This window comes from Bifidobacterium adolescentis ATCC 15703, from assembly GCF_000010425.1.
In the GTDB taxonomy this organism is placed as follows: domain Bacteria; phylum Actinomycetota; class Actinomycetes; order Actinomycetales; family Bifidobacteriaceae; genus Bifidobacterium; species Bifidobacterium adolescentis.
On sequence record NC_008618.1, the window covers coordinates 650,474 to 670,417 of the forward strand.

Genomic DNA, 19,944 nt, shown 5'->3' on the forward strand with positions numbered 1-19,944 from the left:
TTTCTTGGGTCTCAGTGTTCTTCTTGGGGTGAAGTGGTGGTGTACTCGTTGCCTTCGTACTTGCTCTTGTACAGGGCGAATTCGGGTAGTCGGACACGATCCTCCGGAGTGAGCGACTTCAGGAAGTCGGCTTCGTAATCGTCCAACGCGGTCGGGTAATCGCCATTGAAGTAGGCCACGCACAGGCCGCCATACGGTGCGTCCGCACCCAGACCGATGGATTCGACCAAACCGTCGAGGGAAAGGAACGCCAGGGAATCGGCGCCGATGTATTCGCGGATCTCCTCAACGGACTTCTTCGCGGCGATGAGCTCTTTGGTGGTGGAGATATCGATGCCGTAGAAGCACGGGTATTTCAGCGGCGGCGAGCTGATACGCATATGCACTTCGGCCGCGCCGGCCTCCTTGAGCAGCTGCACGATGCGCTTGGACGTGGTGCCACGCACGATGGAATCGTCGATGACGATCACACGCTTGCCCTTGACCACGCCACGAACGGCGGACAGCTTCATGCGCACGCCCTGCTCGCGCAGTTCCTGCGTCGGCTGGATGAAGGTTCGCGCCACATACTGGTTCTTGATCAGACCCATTTCGTTGGGCAGGCCGGCCTCTTCCGCATAGCCGGAGGCTGCGGACAATGAGGAATTCGGCACGCCGATCACCATATCGGCGTCGACCGGCGACTCCTGCGCCAGACGTGCGCCCATACGCTTGCGGGCGGAATGCACGTTCACGCCGTAGATATCGGAATCCGGGCGGGCGAAGTAGATGAATTCCATCGAGCAGATGGCCAGCTGCGTCTGATTCGTGTACTGCACGATCTTATAGCCGTGGTCGTCCACCACCACGATCTCACCCGGACGGATGTTACGTACCAATTCAGCGCCGACGACGTCGAGCGCGCAGGTTTCGGAAGCGAGCACATACGCGCCGTTCTTCATCTTGCCAAGGGAGAGCGGACGGAAACCGTTCGGATCGAGTGCGCCGATCATGGCGTTCTCGGTCATAATCAGATAGGCGAAACCGCCATGCACGATGTTCAGCGCTTCCTTGAGCTTGTCCATAAACGTGCGTTGCGTGGAGCGGCGGATGAGGTGCATCAGCACTTCAGTGTCGGAATTGGAATGGAAGATCGCACCCTCATCTTCCAGCTTGCGGCGCAGGGACAGGCAATTCGTGAGATTGCCGTTATGACACAGCGCCATATCGCCGTCATGGAAACGGAAGATGAACGGCTGGATGTTGTCGGTGCCGCCGGAGCCGGCAGTGGCATAGCGCACATGGCCGATCGCCCTGTCGCCTTTGAGTCGTTTGATTTCACGCTCGTCGCTGAATACCTGGGTCAGCAGACCCGTTCCGCGATGACCGATGAGATGACCGTTATCGTTGGAGACAATGCCGGCACCCTCCTGACCACGATGCTGCAGCGCGTGCAGACCGAAGTAAGTGAGTCGGGCGGCGTCCGAGTGGCCCCAAACGCCGAAAATACCGCATTCCTCGTGGATGTCTTCGAGTTCAGCTGACAAGCCAAAGCTCCTTCCAAAACCATGGAGACAAGGGGTTCGCTACCGTCCAACAGTATCAATGGGCGGCTACAAGAGTCGGGTTTTGTCCAGTTCTCAGACGGTATATGGAACCGGACATGCAATCGAACAGCCGTTCGAAAAAGCTGTTATGATGGAAGACGTTGAAAACGCGAATCACGGTCGTCGGGGTGCGGGAAGTCCCCCGTATGAGCCATTGCATGGAAGGAGCATCATGGCCGGACGGATATACGTGGCAATCGACCTCAAATCCTTCTATGCGTCCTCGGAATGCGTGGAACATGGATTCCCTCCGCTATCCACACACTTGGTGGTGGCGGACCAGGAGAGGACCGACAAAACCATCTGCCTTGCGATCTCGCCGTCGTTGAAGGCATACGGTCTGCCCGGACGCGCCCGCCTATTCGAAGTCAAAGCGAAACTGAAGGAAATCAACGCGGTCCGTCGCGCCGCGGCTCCAGGCGGTGTGCTGACGGGGAAATCGTATGATGCGAAGGCGCTCGCGGCCAATCCGAATCTGGCCGCTGACGTGTTCATCGCCAAACCGCGCATGTCTCATTACTTGGCGATGAGTGCGAAAATCTACGGTATTTATCTGAAATACGTTTCGGCTGAGGATATCCACGTCTATTCGGTGGACGAGGTGTTCATGGACGTCACCGGCTATCTGCGCGCCTATGGCAAAGGGGTGGAGGAGATGACCCGTGACATCATCCGTGATATCCACACCCAGACCGGCATCACCGCCACCGCGGGCATCGGCACGAACATGTATCTGGCCAAAGTGGCTATGGATATCGTGGCCAAACACATCCAGGCGGGGGAGGACGGCATTCGCATCGCCCGGCTTGACGAGATGTCGTACCGGAAATTGTTGTGGAATCACCGGCCGCTTACCGATTTCTGGCGTGTGGGGCGTGGGTATGCAAGGAAGCTCGAAGCGCACGGACTGGCGACCATGGGGGATATCGCGCGCTGCTCCATCGGGCGTGCCGACGAATACTACAACGAAGATCTACTGTACAAGATGTTCGGTGTGAACGCCGAACTGCTCATCGACCATGCGTGGGGTTGGGAACCGTGCACCATCGCGGACATCAAAGCGTACAAGCCGGCGGGGCACAGCTTGAGTTCCGGACAAGTGCTGACGGGACCGGTGGGTTTTGATGCCGCCCGGCTTATCGTGCGTGAAATGGCGGATACGCTGTCTCTGGATTTGGTGGCGAAGGGCGTGAAAGCCGGCAGAGTGGGATTGATGGTCGGCTACGACACGGCAAGTCTTGATCCGAAACGGCTTGGCAAGGATGTTTCCGCTGATTTGAAGGCGATTGCCGAACATGCCGCGGCAACATACGACGGCCCTGTTTCGATCGACAGGTATGGCCGCCGCGTACCCAAGCCGGCCACCGGGTCGATCGCATTGCCGGAGCCGACGTCGGCTACGTCGCGTATTTGCGACGCGGTCGATAAGCTTTTCCTTTCGATTGTCGACAGGCGTTTGCTGGTCCGTCGGGTGAATGTGGTCGCCGCCGATGTACTGACCGACGAGCAACTTGAGGAACGGCGGCAGGCGGCCGCGTCCGAATATACGCAGCCTGATTTGTTCGCCACGATGGAAGCGCCGGTGGATTCCGCTTCCGCTGATGCGGCCGAATGCGAGGCTATGCGTTCCGCCGCCGATGGTGGTTCCAAGGATTCGCCGCAAGGGGACGCCGAACTGCATATGCAGCAAACGCTTCTGGACATCAAACGCAAATTCGGCAGAAATTCCATCATCAAGGCCATGGATATGTTCGATGACGCCACAGGCCAGCAGCGCAACAAGCAGATAGGAGGTCATGCGGCATGAGCCTTACGGAAACCCATCGCTACGACGACATCATCGATCTGCCGCATCACCAATCGCAGACGCATGCCCATATGAGCATGCATAACCGTGCCGCCCAATTCATGCCTTTCGCCGCCCTGACCGGTTACGACGACATCATCAGACAAACCGCGCAATCCAGCGATGATGCGGTGGAACGCGCCAACAGGCCCGTCGATCTCGCCGAGGGTTACCTTTCCGCCTGAAGCGGCTGCTATGACGAATGTCGCGGATTGCTGTATATGAAAGGGTGGGTTCGGAATCATGAGATTTCGAACCCACCCTTGATTATGTGAGCGTGAAAAGAGTCTTGATGCTCAGGCGGTGAAGTACTCCACGCCGGCTGCGAACAGCGGCTGATCCTTCTCGCCGGGCACGTTCACGAACGTGCCGTTGCTGTAGCGCTCGGAGTGGCCCATCTTGCCGAACACGCGGCCGTCCGGGCTGGTGATGCCTTCGATGGCCAGCAGCGAACCGTTCGGGTTCACGTCCAGATCCATGCCCGGCACACCGTTCTCGTCCACGTACTGCGTGGCGATCTGGCCATTGGCCTTGAGCTGGGCGAGCACGTCGTCGGAAGCCACGAAACGGCCTTCGCCATGGGAGATGGCGATGGTGTGCATGTCGCCCACCTCGGTCTTCGCAAGCCACGGGGAGAGGTTCGATGCCACGCGGGTGCGCACCAGACGGCTCTGGTGGCGGCCGATGGTGTTGAACGTCAGCGTCGGGCATTCGGCGGTCATCGGCACGATGTCGCCGTACGGCACCAGGCCAAGCTTGATAAGCGCCTGGAAACCGTTGCAGATGCCGAGCATCAGGCCATCACGGTTGTTCAGCAGGTCGCGCACGGCCTCGGTCACGGCCGGAGCGCGGAAGAACGCGGTGATGAACTTGGCGGAGCCGTCCGGTTCGTCGCCGCCGGAGAAGCCGCCAGGAATCATGATGATCTGGCTCTTCTTGATCTCCTCGACCAAAGCGGCGGTGGACTCGGCCACGGCAGCCGGAGTGAGGTTGTTCACGATAAGCGTGCTCACGTCGGCGCCCGCGCGTTCGAAGGCGGCTGCGGAATCGTATTCACAATTGTTGCCTGGGAACACAGGGATGATCACGTGCGGCTTGGCCACACCGGTGCCGGTGTACACGGTCTTCTTCGGAGCGTCGAAGGACACGGTTTCAACGGTCTTGCCCTTCTCGTCGCCATTGGAACGGTACGGGAACACGGATTCGATGCCGCCCTCCCACGCGTCCTGCAGTTCGGCCAGATCCAGCGTCTCACCGGCTGCCGCGAACTGGTAGGCCTCGGTGGTCTCGCCGACCTCACTGACCTCAACCAGGTTGGATACGGCCGGAACCTTCGCGTTGTCGGCAAGTTCGATGATGAAGGAACCATAGGCCGGGGCGAACAGGTCGTCCACGCTGATGCCATCGGCCAGCTTCACGCCGATCTGGTTGCCGACCGTCATCTTGAAGATAGCCTCGGCGGTGGCACCGTAGCCAGGCGTGGACACGGCCAGCGCATCGCCGAAATCGGTGAGCTCCTCGACCGCGGAGAACACCTCCAGCAGCGCGTCCTTATCCGGCGTGAGACCATCGGCGTTATAGCGCGGGGCGATGCGGACCACACGGTGACCGGCACCCTTGAACTCCGGGGATGTGGCGCGCTTCATATTGCCCACGGCTACAGCGAAGGAGATCAGGGTCGGCGGAACGTCAAGCTGTTCGAAGGTGCCGGACATGGAATCCTTGCCGCCGATTGCGCCAGCGCCCAGATCCACCTGGGCCATCAAAGCACCCAGCACGGCGGCCATCGGCTTGCCCCAGCGTTCCGGCTCGTCGCGCAGCTTCTCGAAGTACTCCTGGAAGCTCAGGTATGCCTTCTCATGCTCAAAACCGGCAGCGACCAGCTTCGAGAGCGACTCGACCACGGACAGGTAGGCGCCCGTGAACTGGTTCTGCTCCATGATGTACGGGTTGAAGCCCCAAGCCATCGCGGAGGCGGTGGTGGTCTCGCCAAACACCGGCAGCTTGGCCACCATGGCCATGTTCGGGGTCAGCTGCTTACGCCCGCCGAACGGCATGAGCACGGTGCCTGCGCCGATGGTGGAGTCGAAGCGTTCGGAAAGTCCCTTGTTGGAGGCCACGTTCAGATCGGTGAGCATGGTGTGCATGCGTTCGGCGAGCGTGCCGGTCTTCCACGGGGTGGCGTAGCCGTGCTGCGCCTCGACATGCACCACCTGATGCTTCGGAGCGCCATTGGAGGCGAGGAACTCGCGGGACAGATCCACGATCGTGTCGCCGTTCCACACCATCGTCATGCGCGGCTCTTCGGTCACGGTCGCGATGACCTCGGCCTCGAGGTTCTCCTCCTTGGCGTAGCCCAGGAACTCGTCCACATCTTCGGCGGCCACGTCCACGGCCATGCGTTCCTGCGATTCGGAGATCGCCAGTTCGGTGCCGTCAAGACCCTCGTACTTCTTGGACACCTTGTTGAGGTCCACATACAGGCCGTCGGCAAGCTCGCCGACCGCCACGGACACGCCGCCCGCGCCGAAATCGTTGCAACGCTTGATCAGACGGCACGCGTCACCACGGCGGAACAGACGCTGCAGCTTGCGCTCGACCGGCGCGTTGCCTTTCTGCACTTCGGCACCGTCAAGCTCCAGCGATTCGACGTTATGCGCCTTGGAAGCGCCGGTGGCGCCACCGATGCCGTCACGACCGGTACGGCCGCCGAGCAGGATGACCTTGTCTCCCGGAGCCGGGGTCTCGCGGCGCACATGATCGGCCGGAGTCGCGGCCACGACCGCGCCGACCTCCATGCGCTTGGCCACATAGCCCGGATGGTAGATCTCATCCACCTGGCCGGTGGCCAGACCGATCTGGTTGCCGTAGGAGGAGTAGCCAGCCGCGGCGGTGGTGACGAGCTTACGCTGGGGGAGCTTGCCCTCAAGCGTTTCGGAAACCGGCACGGTCGGATCGGCGGCACCGGTCACACGCATCGCCTGATACACGTAGGAACGGCCCGACAGGGGGTCGCGGATGCAGCCACCGATGCAGGTGGCCGCGCCACCGAACGGTTCGATCTCGGTCGGGTGGTTGTGCGTCTCGTTCTTGAACAGGAACAGCCAATCCTCGTCGTGGCCGTTCACATCCACCTTCACCTTGACGGTGCAGGCGTTGATTTCCTCGGATTCGTCGAGGTTCTTCAGAATGCCGTTCTTCTTGAGCCACTTCGCGCCGATCGTGCCCATATCCATCAGGCATACCGGCTTGGCGTCGCGGCCCAGCTCGTGACGCATCTCAAGATACTTGTCGAACGCGGCCTTGACGGTGGCATCGTCGATCGAAACCTCGTCGAGCTGCGTGCCGAACGTGGTGTGACGGCAATGGTCGGACCAATACGTGTCGATCACCTTGATCTCGGTGATCGTCGGGTCGCGCTGCTCCTCGGTGAAATGCTCGCGGCAGAACTGCAGGTCGGCCAGATCCATGGCGAGACCACGGTCTTCGATGAACTGCTCAAGCTCGGCGTCGCTCATAGAACGGAAGCCGTTGATGACCTCCACCTTGCCTGGCACCGGCACCTGGGCCTTCAGCGTGGTCTTGACATCCAGAGAGGCTTCACGGGCTTCCACCGGATTGATCACGTAATGCTTGATGGCCTCGACGTCGGCTTCGGAAAGCTCGCCTTCCAGCGCATACACCTTGGCGGAACGAACCGTCGGACGCTCGCCTTGGGAGATCAGCTGGATGCACTCGCTGGCGGAATCCGCGCGCTGGTCGAACTGGCCGGGCAGATACTCCACCGCGAACACGGTGTCGGAACCGAAATCAGGCAGGTCGGCGTAGACGTTGTCCACCTGCGGCTCGCTGAACACGGTCGGCGTGGCCTGGGCGAACAGCTCCTCGCTGATGCCTTCCACGTCGTACCGGTTGACGAGACGGACGTTCTTCAAAGCTCCGATGCCGAGAATGGTGTGCAACTCGTTGGCGAGCTGCTGGGCCGCGACGTCAAAGCCCGGCTTCTTTTCCACGTACACGCGAAAAACCATGGTCAACTCCTTGAAAAAGAGGGGTTATTGGATTTGGATTGACAAAAGAATGAAGGATTGCGATATAACAAGGAAGCCCGCATCCGGCTTTCGCTTCAGATGCGGGCTTGCAAACGCATTACTCTGCGACTTCGATGCCCTCGGACTTGGCGAGCTCGGCCAAGCGGCTTTCGATCTCCTCGTATGCCGGGATGATGTCGCCCAGGTCGCGGCGGAACAGGTCCTTATCAAGATGCTCCACCTTGCCGGAGTGGTCGCGCTGATCCCACAGGCGGCAGGAATCCGGGGTGATCTCGTCGGCGAGCAGCAGCGTGCCGTCGGAGGTGCGGCCCATCTCGATCTTGAAATCGACCAGCTTGACGTCGATCTTGGCGAAGATTTCGATCAGGGCTTCGTTGATGCGACGGGCGAGCGGCGCGATTTCGGCCAGATCCTCGCGGGTGCACACATCGAGCGCCACCAGATCGTCGTCGTTCACGAACGGGTCGTGCAGTTCGTCGTTCTTCAGGAAGTACTCCAGCACCGGTTCCTTGAGCTCGATGCCCTCTTCGACGCCCAGGCGGGAGCAGAAGTGGCCGGCCGCGGTGTTACGCAGCACGATCTCGAGCGGGAACATCGTGACCTTCTTGACCAGCTGGGAGGTCTCGCCCACGCGTGCCACCAGGTGGCTGTCGATGCCGCGCTTCTTGAGCAGATCGAAGATCAGCGTGGTGATGAGGTTGTTCAGCCTGCCCTTGCCGGCGAAGTCTTCCTTCTTTTCGCCGTCACCTGCGGTAGCGGAGTTCTTGTATTCGACCCAGAGGACCTCCGGATCGTCAGTTGCGTACAGTTGCTTGGCCTTGCCCTCGTAGAGCTTTTCCAACTTCTCCATTACTCGCCTTTCCTGGTGTTTGGGAGGTAGATAGTTTGGTGAACTTGACAGTTAACAAGATACCAACGGGAGGCTACAATCGCGCGACTTTTGGGCGCGTTCCGGCAGCCTCGTCTCAGCATCCGGCGATAGCCGTCAAACGATTGCGATGTCGAGCGATTCGGCCACGTTCCCGGCTTTGGCGCGCGCGTCCGCCTCGTCGCCGCCGACGGCCAGCGCGACCGCCATGCGTCGGTGCCCATGCACTTCCGGCTTCGCGAAGACACGCAGGTCGGTACCCGGTTCGGCGAGCGCGGCGGCGACGTTGCGGAATTCCGCTTCGCCATCGCCTTGGACGACGATCGCATGGCTTGCCGCGACGGTGCCTTCCGGAATCGACAGGGCGACATGTTCCTGTGTGATCGGCAGGCCGAGGATCGCGCGCGCGTGCAATGCGAATTCGCTCAACCGCTGGGAAGCCATGGTGACCATGCCGGTATCGTGCGGACGAGGGGAGACCTCGTTGAACAGCACGTTTCCGTCGGTCAGCACGAACAGTTCGACGCCGAACACGCCCCAGCCTTTTTCGCCGGAAGCCTGGGCCTTCGCCACCAGACCTTCCACGGCGGTTCGTGCGATGTGCTGCGCCTGTTCGAGCACGTCCGGCGTGAAGGTGGCCGGCTGCCAGGATTCGCGGTAGTCGCCGCTTTCCTGACGCTGTCCGATCGGAGCGCAGGTCACGATGCCGGCGCTGGAGCTGACGGTCAGTACGGTCAGCTCGTAGTCGAGCGGGGCGAGCGCCTCCACGATCACGCGTGACACGTCGCCTTCGTCGTGTGCGCGGCGGCCTTCCTGCGCTTCCGTCCATGCGGCGTCGATCGCATCCGCGGAACGTACCACGGACTGTCCGTGGCCGGAGGAGCTCATGATCGGCTTGACCACGCATGGATAGCCGACGATTTGCGCGCCCTCACGTAGTTCTTCCAGAGAGCCGGCGAAACGGTACGGGGTGGTCGGCAGTCCCAGTTCCTCGTGTGCGAGCACGCGCAGGCGCTCGCGATCCATGCAGATCGCCGCGATTTCGGCGCTTGGCACCACCTGCGCGCCACGTGCTGCGGCGGCCGCGAGTTCGGAGGTGGCGATCGCCTCGACTTCCGGCACGATGATGTCCGGCTGGATTTCGTCGAACAGCGCGCGCAGCTGGTCCGCGTTGGCCATGTCGAGCACGCGGTATTCGTGCGCCACCTGTTGTGCCGGCGCGCCGGCGTAGGAATCGGCCGCGCACACCCATGCGCCGAGTCTCATCAGTTCGATGGTGACTTCCTTGCCCAGCTCGCCGGAGCCAAGGAACAGAACACGGGTCGGATGCTTGCCAAGCGGAGTGCCGAGGGCACGATTCTCTTCAGTCATGACTTCTATTGTGCCATCGGCGTAGGATGGAACGCATGTCCGAGAATGAAAAGAATGAAACGCAGCGCCCCCTGACCATTGCCATGGTGGTCGACACGTCGGGGAATCGGGGCAATGGCACCTCGAATTCGGCGTTGCAGTGGGCGCAGGAGCTGGAGCGCCAGGGGCATCATGTCCGTTTGGTGGGCATCGGCGCGCCCGAATATCCCGCGCGCGTCAATCATGTGCCGTTGGTCAGCTGGGTGGCGAAGAAGCAGCAGATGCAGTTCGCCGAGCCGAGCGACACGCTGTTTCGCAAGGCGTTCGATGGTGTGGACGTGGTGCATATCTACACGCCGTTCCGTTTCGGCCAGCATGCCTGCAAGGTCGCCAAACAGATGGGCATCGCCGTTACGGCCGGCTACCACGTGCAGCCGGAGAACGTCACGTATTCCGCGGGGCCTTTGAAATATGTGCCCGGCATCGACTCGTTCATCTACTGGCTGTTCGACATATGGCTGTACCGCAAGATCGACCATGTGCATGTGCCGACCGAATTGGGTGCGAGCCTGCTGCGCTCGCATGGATACAAGTCGAAGCTGCATGTCATCTCCAACGGCTACGAATCGCGGTTCACGCCGAAGCGGCAGCGCAAGGCGGACGAGCCGTCGCCGGTGCCGTTCCGTATCGTCGCGTCGGGACGACTGACCAATGAGAAGAACCATGTCGCGTTGATCCGGGCGATCGCCCGCTGCCGTCACGCGCAGGACATCGAATTGGTGATCGCCGGCACCGGGCCGCTTAAGAAGAGGTTGCAGCGTATGGCCGGACGGCTGTTGTCTCGTCCGGCTTCGATCGGATTCCACCGGAATGCCGACATGCCGGCGTTGCTGCGTTCCGGCGATCTGCTGGTGCATCCGTCGATCGCCGATCTCGAATCGGTGAGTGTCATCGAAGGCATGGCCGCCGGTCTGGTGCCGGTGATCGCCTCGTCGTCGCTGAGCGCGGCCGGCCAGTTCGCGCTGCTGGACGAATCGTTGTTCCCCGTGGACGATGTGGACGCGCTGGCCCGTCGTATCGACTGGTGGATCGACCATCCGGCGCAGCTCGCCAAGTGGGGCGGCACCTACGCCGAACATACGAAAACCAATTATTCGGTGGAATCGTCCGTACGTAAGTTCGTCGCGATGGAACGTGAGGCGATCGCCGATAACCGTCGCTGAATGGCGCCTGCCGCAATCGCAATACAATCGTTATACATAAGCGGAAAGCCGGGAGCGATTTCCCGGCTTTCCTTGTTTTGCGGACTGTCTTTTACAGCAGTGCGACCAGCTCGTCCACCTGCTCGTCGGTCGTGGCCCAGCTGGTGCAGATGCGCATCACGGTATGCGCGTCGTCCGCCTTTTCCGTGAAGCCGAGACGGACGTCGCGTTGCAGACGTTCGGAGGTCTCGTTGTCGAGCGTGACGAAGATCTGGTTGGTCGGCGCATCGAAAGTCAGCGTGTAGCCACGTTCCACCAGCACCTTGCGGATACGGTCCGCGGCATCGTTGGCGTGGCGGGCGATGCGCAGGTACAGGCCGTCGGTGAACAACGTGTCGAACTGCAGTCCCAGCAGCCATCCCTTGGCCAGTAGCGCGCCATGCTGCTTGACGATCGTCACGAAATGCTTTGGCATGTTGCCGTGCGTGAACACCACGGCCTCGCCGAACATCGCGCCCACCTTGGTGCCGCCGATATAGAACACGTCGGCGAGACGCGCGATGTCCTCGATCGTCACGTCGTTGCCGGTGGCGGTCAGCGCGTAGCCGAGACGCGCGCCGTCGATGAACAACGGCATGTCGTACTTCGTGCAGACCTTGCGGATCGCCTCGAGTTCGGCCAGCGTGTACAGCGTGCCGTATTCGGTGGCCTGCGAAATGTACACGCAGCCGGGGAACACCATATGCGTGTAGTTGCCGTCCGCGTAGAACGTGGCGCAGTATTCGTCGAGTTCATCCGCGTTGATTTTGCCGTCATGGTGGGGGAGCGTGAGCACCTTGTGGCCGGTGAATTCGATAGCGCCCGCCTCATGCACGTTCACATGTCCGGTGGTGGCCGCCACCACGCCCGCATACGGCGGGGTGATGGCGTCGATGACGACCTGGTTGGTCTGAGTGCCGCCGACGAGGAAGAAGATTTCGGCGTCCGGGCATGCGCAGGCCTCGCGGATTTTGGCTTTGGCGCTTTCGCAGACGTCGTCGGTGCCGTAGCCGGGATACTGGTTGGGCGCGGTTTCGGCGAGACGGGCGATGATTTCCGGCGTCGCGGCGCAGGAGTAGTCGTTTTCGAAAGACAGCATGGTCGTTCCTTTTGTTGTGGGTTGCTTGCGATCGGGAAAGTCTGGTTCCGCGCGTTCGGCCTCCGCGGATAGCAAAAAACCTCGGAATTTCTTCCGAGGTTTCACCGGGGTGGCTAACGCGGCTCGAACGCGCGACCTTCTGAACCACAATCAGATGCTCTACCAACTGAGCTATAGCCACCATGTTCTCACTTCCATGCGGAAGCGCAACGAATGGATACTATACACGATTTTTTGGATGCGCGCGCGTCGGCGTGTTGCGCTTTCGGCTGCCATGTGATGTGCATTATGTGAACGGAATGTTACGCACTTGATGGATGGGTGCCTAATTTGTAGGCAATTCCAACGGAAGATGTCACGACGGGGTCGGCAGAAAGCCGGTCCCGTTTTGTTTTCCTCGGAAATGACTTCCATGGAAACGTGATTGAGAAAAGAGGAAACGATAATGCAGAAGATCAAGGCGTTTGGTGATTGGCTCACCAAATGGTTCACCGTGATCGTGATCGTATGGGCCGTGTTCAACTACTTCGTGCCGCAAACCAGCCTGTGGGGCAAGTCCTACACCGGATACTTCCTGGGCATCGTGCTGTTCGGCATGGGCCTGACGCTGACGCTCGACGATTTCAAACGTATCCTCACCCAGCCGCTGATGGTCGTCGTCGGCACGGTGGCCCACTTCGTGATCATGCCGTTGGTGGCCGTGCTGCTGTGCTGGATCTTCCGTCTCGACGGCCCGCTTGCCGTGGGTGTGATTCTGGTCGGCTGCTGCCCGTCCGGCACCTCATCCAACGTGATGAGCTATCTGAGCCGTGGCGACGTGGCGCTCGACGTGTCCATCGGCATCCTGTCCACGCTGTGCGCGCCGTTCATGATTCCTCTGCTGATGCAGTGGCTCGCCTCCCAGTATGTGACCGTGCCGGTCGAGTCCCTGTTCCTCAACGCGGTCAAGGTGGTGCTGTTCCCGATCGCGCTCGGTGTGATCTGCCACGCCATCTTCAAGGAGAAGATCGAGAAGGTCACGGTGGCGCTGCCGATCGTGTCCCAGGTCGCCATCCTGCTCATCATCGGCGTCGTGGTCGCAGCCAATGGTCCGAAGCTGTTCGTGGCATCCTCGCTGCTTGCCATCCCGGTGGTCATCCTGCACAACCTGTGCGGTTACGCGCTGGGCTTCGGTTTCTCCAAGCTCATGTACAAGGTGTATCCGAAGGGCTTCCGCTACGCGCAGCAGAAGGCCATCACCTTCGAGGTCGGAATGCAGGATTCCGCTTTGGGCGCCACGTTGGCCTTGAGCTCCTTCGCGTCCAACCCGCTTGCCGCCGTGCCGTCCACCTTCTTCAGCGTATGGCACAACATCTCCGGTTCGGTGCTGTCCAGCTGGTGGCGCGAGCACGATGACAAGCATCAGATCCACCCGGATTCCGACAATGGCGAGAAGGGTTCCGCGGCCAAGGCTTCGGAAGCCGGGGACGCCGTCAAGGATGAGTCCGAGGAAACGGTCAACGCCTGAATGTGATTCGTGGCATCGGCCAGGCAGCCTCTGAACCGTACAGAACGGTTCAGAGGCTGTTCTGTTTTGACCTGTTTTTCCATGGCGATGTTAGATTGTGTTGCTTTGCGCTGAAGTTCGGTTAAGTATTGAAAATATTGGGATTTAGGGGTGTTTTGCCCCGTGTCATATGTTCGTTTGCGGTATACTAAAGGTGAAGGCCGGAGTTGCGGATCGGTCGAGAATTCGTCAGGTCGCAATGAAGCGCCGATGGCCGTGAGGCCCATGCGCAACGCCTTCAAGATATAACTGAAGAACAACCGAATATAGCGATTCGAGATGGCGGCATAGGCAGTACGGCGAGGACGCCGGGCCGCATGGGGTTATGAAAAGACTCAGAGGTTTGAAGCGATGCGCGCAAGGTGGCGCGTGGGAGAGTGGCTCCGATGCCAGGATGGCGTCGGAGCCACTCTTCGTATAACGGCCGTTGCTGTCGCGACACGATTATCCAGCATTGTCCGGCAGACCTGTATACTGGTAATTCGTGTGTGCCAACGGCATGCCTTATGTAACAGGCGTGCGGGTTGGGATATCCCGGAACTCGATTGCATCACGCGCAGCAATGCGGCGGTGAGAGAGGGACGGGCCATCGGGCCGGTGGACTGTGGCTATCTTTACGACTTCAGTGTCGTGGAGTGTGGGTGCAGTGCGGCGGTCACGCGAAACCAAGAGAAACCACTGAATCGGAGAATTCAAGTTGCCTACTATTGAACAGCTCGTCCGTAAGGGACGTCAGGCAAAGCCGAAGAAGTCCAAGACTTTGGCACTGAAGGGAAGCCCGCTGCGTCGTGGCGTGTGCACCCGTGTTTACACCACCACCCCGAAGAAGCCGAACTCGGCACTGCGTAAGGTCGCCCGTGTGCGCCTGAGCTCCGGTGTGGAAGTCACCGCATACATCCCGGGCGAAGGCCACAACCTGCAGGAGCACTCCATCGTGCTCGTTCGCGGCGGCCGTGTCAAGGATCTGCCGGGTGTTCGTTACCACATCGTTCGTGGCGCCCTCGATACCCAGGGTGTGAAGGATCGCAAGCAGGGTCGTTCCCTGTACGGAGCAAAGAAGGCGAAGTAAGAGATATGTCACGTAAAGGACCTTCCAAGAAGCATCAGCTGCTGCCGGATCCGATCTACGGTTCCACCGTTGTGGCACAGCTCATCAACAAGATTCTGCTTGACGGCAAGAAGTCGATCGCCGAGGACATCGTCTACAGCGCTCTCGACATGGTCAAGGAGAAGACCGACCAGGAGCCGGTCGCCGTTCTCAAGCGCGCTCTGGACAACATCCGTCCGTCCCTCGAGGTTCGCTCCCGCCGTGTCGGTGGCGCTACCTACCAGGTCCCGGTCGAAGTGAAGCCGGGCCGCGCCAACACGCTGTCCCTGCGCTGGCTCACCGACTTCTCCCGCGCCCGTCGCGAGAAGACCATGGCTGAGCGTCTGGCCAACGAAATCCTCGATGCCTCCAACGGCCTCGGTGCTTCTGTCAAGCGCCGCGAGGATACTCATAAGATGGCAGAGGCCAACAAGGCCTTCGCTCATTACCGCTGGTAATTAGTCGAGAACGAGAGTTAAGGAACAATCATGGCACTAGACGTGCTCAATGATCTCAACCAGATCCGTAACATCGGCATCATGGCTCACATCGATGCCGGTAAGACCACTACCACCGAGCGTATTCTGTTCTACACCGGTAAGAACTACAAGATCGGCGAGACCCACGATGGCGCCTCGACGATGGACTTCATGGCTCAGGAGCAGGAGCGCGGCATCACCATTCAGTCCGCTGCTACCACCTGCTTCTGGAACCGTCAGACCCATGACGAGAAGCAGAAGTTCCAGATCAACATCATCGATACCCCTGGCCACGTGGACTTCACGGCCGAGGTGGAGCGCTCCCTGCGTGTGCTCGATGGTGCTGTCGCCGTGTTCGATGGCAAGGAAGGCGTGGAGCCGCAGTCCGAGACCGTGTGGCGTCAGGCTGACAAGTACGGCGTTCCGCGTATCTGCTTCATCAACAAGATGGATAAGCTCGGCGCTGACTTCTACTACTCCGTCGACACCATCAAGACCAAGCTGGGCGCGACCCCGCTGGTCGTCCAGCTGCCGATCGGCGCTGAGAACGACTTCGCCGGCGTCGTCGACCTGATCCGCATGAAGGCCTACGTCTGGAACGACGTTTCCGGCGATCTGGGTGCCCACTACGACACCACCGACATCCCGGCCGACCTGCAGGACAAGGCTGAGCAGTATCGTTCCGAGCTGCTCGACCAGGTCGCCGAGTCCGACGAGGAGCTGCTCGAGAAGTACCTCGAGTCCGGCGAACTGACCGAGGACGAGATCCGCGCCGGCATCCGCAAGCTCACCATCAACCGTGAGGCCTACCCGGTGCTCTGCGGCTCCGCCTTCAAGGACAAGGGTGTGCAGCCGATGCTGGACGCCGTCGTCGACTACCTGCCGAGCCCGGAGGACGTTCCGTCCATCGTCGGCTTCGACCCGCAGGACGAGTCCATCGAGATCGACCGCAAGCCGACCACCGATGATCCGTTCTCCGCACTGGTCTTCAAGATCTCCACCCACCCGTTCTACGGCAAGCTCGTGTTCGTGCGCGTGTACTCCGGTTCCGTCAAGCCGGGCGACACCGTCCTCGACTCCACCAAGGAGAAGAAGGAACGCGTCGGCAAGATCTTCCAGATGCACGCCGACAAGGAGAACCCGGTGGATGCCGCCGAAGCCGGCAACATCTACACCTTCGTGGGTCTGAAGAACGTCACCACCGGTGATACCCTGTGCGACGAGAAGTCCCCGATTTCCCTCGAATCCATGACCTTCCCGGATCCTGTGATCGAGGTGGCCGTGGAGCCGAAGACCAAGGCCGACCAGGAGAAGATGAGCATCGCTCTGGCGAAGCTGTCCGACGAGGATCCGACCTTCCAGGTGAAGACCGACGAAGAGTCCGGCCAGACCCTGATCTCCGGCATGGGCGAGCTGCAGCTCGACATCATCGTCGACCGTATGCGTCGTGAATTCAAGGTGGAGTGCAACGTCGGTAACCCGCAGGTTGCATACCGCGAGACGATCCGCAAGGCCGTCATGAACCAGGAATACACGCACAAGAAGCAGACCGGTGGTTCCGGCCAGTTCGCAAAGGTCCTGATGAACTTCGAGCCGCTCGACACCGAGAACGGCGAGACCTACGAGTTCGTCAACGAAGTCACCGGCGGCCACATCACCAAGGAATTCATTCCTTCCATCGATGCTGGCGTGCAGGAAGCCATGGAATCCGGCATCCTCGCCGGCTTCCCGGTGGTTGGCGTCAAGGCTACCGTCACCGACGGCCAGGTCCACGACGTCGATTCCTCCGAAATGGCCTTCAAGATCGCAGGTTCCATGTGCTTCAAGGAAGCTGCCCCGAAGGCCAAGCCGGTCATCCTCGAGCCGATCATGGCCGTGGAAGTGCGTACTCCGGAAGAGTACATGGGCGATGTGATGGGCGACATCAACGCACGTCGTGGTTCCATCCAGTCCATGACCGACTCCACCGGTGTCAAGGTCATCGATGCCAAGGTCCCGCTGTCCGAGATGTTCGGCTACATCGGCGATCTTCGCTCCAAGACCCAGGGCCGCGCAATGTTCACCATGCAGATGGACTCCTACGCTGAGGTTCCGAAGAACGTCTCCGAGGAGATCATCAAGGCCCAGCGCGGCGAGTGACACGCGCTGCCACTGAAGTGGAAACTGTCTCCAGTCAGCGCTAGTATTTTGTAGCGCTGACTGGGTTCGGGCTCCAAAGTGGCACAAACCCGTCAAACCCAGTAAAATGTAGCGAGTGCCTTGAAGTGAGTTCAAGGCTTACTACGAGACGTCCAGGAGGACAAACACATGGCAAAGGAAAAGTACGAGCGTACTAAGCCGCACGTTAACATTGGTACCATCGGCCACGTCGATCACGGCAAGACCACCCTGACTGCAGCCATCTCCAAGGTGCTGCACGAGGAGTACCCGGATGTCAACCCGGAGTACGACTTCAACCAGATCGATTCCGCTCCGGAAGAGGCCGCCCGCGGTATCACCATCAACATCGCCCACATCGAGTACCAGACCGAGAAGCGTCACTACGCTCACGTCGACTGCCCGGGCCACGCCGACTTCGTGAAGAACATGATCACCGGCGCCGCTCAGATGGATGGCGCCATCCTTGTTGTGGCCGCCACCGACGGCCCGATGGCTCAGACCCGCGAGCACGTGCTGCTCGCTCGTCAGGTGGGCGTCCCGAAGATCCTCGTCGCTCTGAACAAGTGCGATATGGTCGACGACGACGAGCTCATCGAGCTCGTTGAGGAAGAGGTCCGTGACCTCCTCGACGAAAATGGCTTCGATCGCGATTGCCCGGTCATCCACGTGTCCGCTTACGGCGCACTGCACGATGACGCTCCGGACCACGAGAAGTGGGTTGAGCAGATCAAGAAGCTCATGGACGCCGTCGATGACTACATCCCGACCCCGGTCCACGATCTGGACAAGCCGTTCCTGATGCCGATCGAAGATGTCTTCACCATCTCCGGCCGTGGCACCGTGGTGACCGGCCGTGTCGAGCGTGGTAAGCTCCCGGTCAACTCCAACGTCGAGATCGTCGGCATCCGTCCGACCCAGACCACCACCGTCACCTCCATCGAGACCTTCCACAAGCAGATGGACGAGTGCGAGGCTGGCGACAACACCGGTCTGCTGCTCCGCGGCATCAACCGTGACCAGGTCGAGCGTGGCCAGGTTCTGGCTGCTCCGGGCTCCGTGACCCCGCACACCAAGTTCGAGGGCGAAGTCTACGTGCTGACCAAGGACGAAGGCGGCCGTCACTCGCCGTTCTTCTCCAACTACCGTCCGCAGTTCTACTTCCGTACCACCGACGTCACCGGCGTCATCACCCTGCCGGAAGGCGTTGAGATGGTGCAGCCGGGCGATCACGCTACCTTCGGCGTTGAGCTGATCCAGCCGATCGCTATGGAAGAGGGCCTGACCTTCGCAGTGCGTGAAGGCGGCCACACCGTCGGCTCGGGCCGTGTCACCAAGATCATCGAGTAGTTTCTACCCGACATCAAGACACGCTTGAATTAGCGTTTTAAAGAAACCTCCCAAGGATGCGAATCCGAGGGAGGTTTCTTTATATATGGAAGGGCAATGCTCCAAAGTATGCACGCCGTGGCATAATGAGCAAGGCTTTTTGTAAGCTTTTCCGTCAGATGAAGAAATAGGTGAGTTAATTTGGCACAGACTACCAATGACATCAAGAACGGTTCTGTTCTGAACCTCGATGGCCAGCTGTGGACCGTCATCAAGTTCCAGCACGTCAAGCCGGGCAAGGGCCCCGCCTTCGTGCGCACCACCATCAAGAACGTGCTTTCCGGCAAGATCGTCGACAAGACCTTCAACGCGGGCATGAAGATGGAATTCGAAACCGTCGACAACCGCAACCTCCAGTACTCCTATGAAGACGGCGACAACTTCGTCTTCATGGACATGACCACCTACGACCAGATCTTCATTCCGAAGACCCTGGTCGGCGACCAGGCCAAGTTCCTGCTCGAAGGCACCGACTGCGTCGTGTCCTTCCACGACGGCACCCCGCTGTCCGTCGAGCTGCCGGCTTCCGTCGTCCTGACCGTCACCCACACCGAGCCGGGCCTGCAGGGCAACCGTTCCAACGCCGGCACCAAGCCGGCCACCGTCGAAACCGGCGCCGAGATCCAGGTGCCGCTGTTCATCGGCGAAGGCGAGAAGGTCAAGGTGAACACCACCGACGGCTCCTACCTCGGCCGCGAGAACTGAGAGTAAGGACAGCGAAGTTTCATGGCACGTTCCACCGCTCGCAAGAGGGCTCTGAACACGTTGTATGAAGCGGATGAGAAGGGACAGGACATCCTGTCCCTTCTTGCTGAGCGCATCGAGCAGCCCGGCGCTCAGACCCCGCTGCCCGACTACGCCATCGAAATCGTCCGTGGCGTGGCGGAGCATATCGCCGCCATCGACGCCATGCTTGACGAACATTCCACCGGTTGGAAGGTCAAGCGCATGGGCGTCGTCGACCGCAATATCCTGCGCATCGCCGCATGGGAGATCATGTTCAACGATGATGTTCCCAACATGGTGGCCATCGATGAGGCGTTGAGCCTTGCCAAAACGCTGTGCGACGACGATTCGCCGGCGTTCATCCATGGTCTGCTCAGCGCGGTGAGCGCCGATGCGGAAGCCACTGAAGTGGCCGAACAACCGACCGAACCTTCGGCTGAATAAAGCCGAAAGTTAAGCGATTCGGCCGGGTCGCGAGTCCTAACCGGCCGCTATCCTTGGTACGAATACCTTGACTA

General features: G+C 60.3%; 15 protein-coding genes and 1 tRNA gene. 10 read left to right on the plus strand and 6 right to left on the minus strand.

Features of this window, described 5'->3' with window-relative positions:
• Positions 1 to 11: 11 nt before the first annotated feature.
• Entirely contained in the window at positions 12 to 1,526 is a 1,515-nt protein-coding gene (gene purF / locus BAD_RS02775; RefSeq protein ID WP_011742969.1) for an amidophosphoribosyltransferase, read from the minus strand.
• A 232-nt stretch (positions 1,527 to 1,758) separates the two neighbouring features.
• On the opposite strand from purF, the gene BAD_RS02780 reads away from it, so the two are divergent.
• Both BAD_RS02780 and BAD_RS02785 read left to right on the plus strand, forming a co-directional pair.
• Complete coding sequence (locus BAD_RS02780) at positions 1,759 to 3,393, plus strand: DNA methylase (RefSeq protein WP_011742970.1); 1,635 nt, start codon at positions 1,759 to 1,761, stop codon at positions 3,391 to 3,393.
• Complete coding sequence (locus BAD_RS02785) at positions 3,390 to 3,617, plus strand: hypothetical protein (protein ID WP_003808583.1); 228 nt, start codon at positions 3,390 to 3,392, stop codon at positions 3,615 to 3,617. The genes BAD_RS02780 and BAD_RS02785 overlap by 4 nt, the downstream gene beginning before the upstream one ends.
• 111 nt (positions 3,618 to 3,728) lie before the next feature.
• On the opposite strand, the gene BAD_RS02790 is transcribed toward BAD_RS02785, so the two are convergent.
• The 3 genes from BAD_RS02790 to purT form a co-directional block, all read right to left on the minus strand.
• Complete coding sequence (locus BAD_RS02790; RefSeq protein WP_011742971.1) at positions 3,729 to 7,463, minus strand: phosphoribosylformylglycinamidine synthase; 3,735 nt, start codon at positions 7,461 to 7,463, stop codon at positions 3,729 to 3,731.
• A 118-nt stretch (positions 7,464 to 7,581) separates the two neighbouring features.
• The gene (gene purC, locus BAD_RS02795) at positions 7,582 to 8,334 is read right to left on the minus strand and encodes a phosphoribosylaminoimidazolesuccinocarboxamide synthase (protein WP_011742972.1); all 753 of its coding nucleotides are present in this window, start codon (positions 8,332 to 8,334) and stop codon (positions 7,582 to 7,584) included.
• 135 nt (positions 8,335 to 8,469) lie between these two features.
• Entirely contained in the window at positions 8,470 to 9,723 is a 1,254-nt protein-coding gene (gene purT / locus BAD_RS02800) for a formate-dependent phosphoribosylglycinamide formyltransferase (protein ID WP_011742973.1), read from the minus strand.
• 26 nt (positions 9,724 to 9,749) lie between these two features.
• Here purT and BAD_RS02805 point away from each other — a divergent pair, with 26 nt between their 5' ends.
• Positions 9,750 to 10,925: a glycosyltransferase gene (locus BAD_RS02805; RefSeq protein WP_041777271.1), complete on the plus strand. Its 1,176-nt coding sequence runs from the start codon at positions 9,750 to 9,752 to the stop codon at positions 10,923 to 10,925.
• 91 nt (positions 10,926 to 11,016) lie between these two features.
• Here the strand turns inward: BAD_RS02805 and BAD_RS02810 are convergent, their stop codons facing one another.
• Together BAD_RS02810 and BAD_RS02815 are read right to left on the minus strand one after the other, a co-directional pair.
• Positions 11,017 to 12,042, minus strand: a complete 1,026-nt coding sequence (locus tag BAD_RS02810) for a threonine aldolase family protein (protein ID WP_011742975.1) — start codon at positions 12,040 to 12,042, stop codon at positions 11,017 to 11,019.
• A 108-nt stretch (positions 12,043 to 12,150) separates the two neighbouring features.
• Positions 12,151 to 12,223 (minus strand) — tRNA-His (locus BAD_RS02815).
• A 264-nt stretch (positions 12,224 to 12,487) separates the two neighbouring features.
• Between BAD_RS02815 and BAD_RS02820 the strand changes: the two genes are divergently transcribed.
• From BAD_RS02820 to nusB, 7 genes are all read left to right on the plus strand, one after another.
• Positions 12,488 to 13,549 (plus strand): bile acid:sodium symporter family protein, encoded by a 1,062-nt coding sequence (locus BAD_RS02820; protein WP_011742976.1) that lies wholly within the window; start codon positions 12,488 to 12,490, stop codon positions 13,547 to 13,549.
• A 736-nt stretch (positions 13,550 to 14,285) separates the two neighbouring features.
• Positions 14,286 to 14,657: a 30S ribosomal protein S12 gene (rpsL, locus tag BAD_RS02825; protein ID WP_003808601.1), complete on the plus strand. Its 372-nt coding sequence runs from the start codon at positions 14,286 to 14,288 to the stop codon at positions 14,655 to 14,657.
• Positions 14,658 to 14,662: 5 nt separating this feature from the next.
• The gene (gene rpsG / locus BAD_RS02830; protein WP_003808603.1) at positions 14,663 to 15,133 is read left to right on the plus strand and encodes a 30S ribosomal protein S7; all 471 of its coding nucleotides are present in this window, start codon (positions 14,663 to 14,665) and stop codon (positions 15,131 to 15,133) included.
• A 30-nt stretch (positions 15,134 to 15,163) separates the two neighbouring features.
• Positions 15,164 to 17,293, plus strand: a complete 2,130-nt coding sequence (gene fusA, locus BAD_RS02835; RefSeq protein ID WP_003808605.1) for an elongation factor G — start codon at positions 15,164 to 15,166, stop codon at positions 17,291 to 17,293.
• Positions 17,294 to 17,461: 168 nt separating this feature from the next.
• Entirely contained in the window at positions 17,462 to 18,661 is a 1,200-nt protein-coding gene (gene tuf / locus BAD_RS02840) for an elongation factor Tu (RefSeq protein WP_003808607.1), read from the plus strand.
• Between the two features lie 180 nt (positions 18,662 to 18,841).
• Positions 18,842 to 19,405 (plus strand): elongation factor P, encoded by a 564-nt coding sequence (gene efp / locus BAD_RS02845; RefSeq protein ID WP_003808611.1) that lies wholly within the window; start codon positions 18,842 to 18,844, stop codon positions 19,403 to 19,405.
• Positions 19,406 to 19,426: 21 nt separating this feature from the next.
• A complete protein-coding gene (gene nusB, locus BAD_RS02850) occupies positions 19,427 to 19,870 on the plus strand; it encodes a transcription antitermination factor NusB (RefSeq protein ID WP_003808612.1) in 444 nt (147 codons plus the stop codon).
• The last annotated feature ends 74 nt before the right edge of the window (positions 19,871 to 19,944 follow it).

Bases quoted from the DNA above. Each gene is read 5' to 3' on its own strand.
- BAD_RS02780 (WP_011742970.1), top strand. From the start codon at position 1,759: ATGGCCGGACGGATATACGTGGCAATCGACCTCAAATCCTTCTATGCG.
- BAD_RS02785 (WP_003808583.1), top strand. From the start codon at position 3,390: ATGAGCCTTACGGAAACCCATCGCTACGACGACATCATCGATCTGCCG.
- BAD_RS02790 (WP_011742971.1), bottom strand. From the start codon at position 7,463: ATGGTTTTTCGCGTGTACGTGGAAAAGAAGCCGGGCTTTGACGTCGCG.
- purC (WP_011742972.1), bottom strand. From the start codon at position 8,334: ATGGAGAAGTTGGAAAAGCTCTACGAGGGCAAGGCCAAGCAACTGTAC.
- purT (WP_011742973.1), bottom strand. From the start codon at position 9,723: ATGACTGAAGAGAATCGTGCCCTCGGCACTCCGCTTGGCAAGCATCCG.
- BAD_RS02805 (WP_041777271.1), top strand. From the start codon at position 9,750: ATGGAACGCATGTCCGAGAATGAAAAGAATGAAACGCAGCGCCCCCTG.
- BAD_RS02810 (WP_011742975.1), bottom strand. From the start codon at position 12,042: ATGCTGTCTTTCGAAAACGACTACTCCTGCGCCGCGACGCCGGAAATC.
- BAD_RS02820 (WP_011742976.1), top strand. From the start codon at position 12,488: ATGCAGAAGATCAAGGCGTTTGGTGATTGGCTCACCAAATGGTTCACC.
- rpsG (WP_003808603.1), top strand. From the start codon at position 14,663: ATGTCACGTAAAGGACCTTCCAAGAAGCATCAGCTGCTGCCGGATCCG.
- fusA (WP_003808605.1), top strand. From the start codon at position 15,164: ATGGCACTAGACGTGCTCAATGATCTCAACCAGATCCGTAACATCGGC.
- tuf (WP_003808607.1), top strand. From the start codon at position 17,462: ATGGCAAAGGAAAAGTACGAGCGTACTAAGCCGCACGTTAACATTGGT.
- nusB (WP_003808612.1), top strand. From the start codon at position 19,427: ATGGCACGTTCCACCGCTCGCAAGAGGGCTCTGAACACGTTGTATGAA.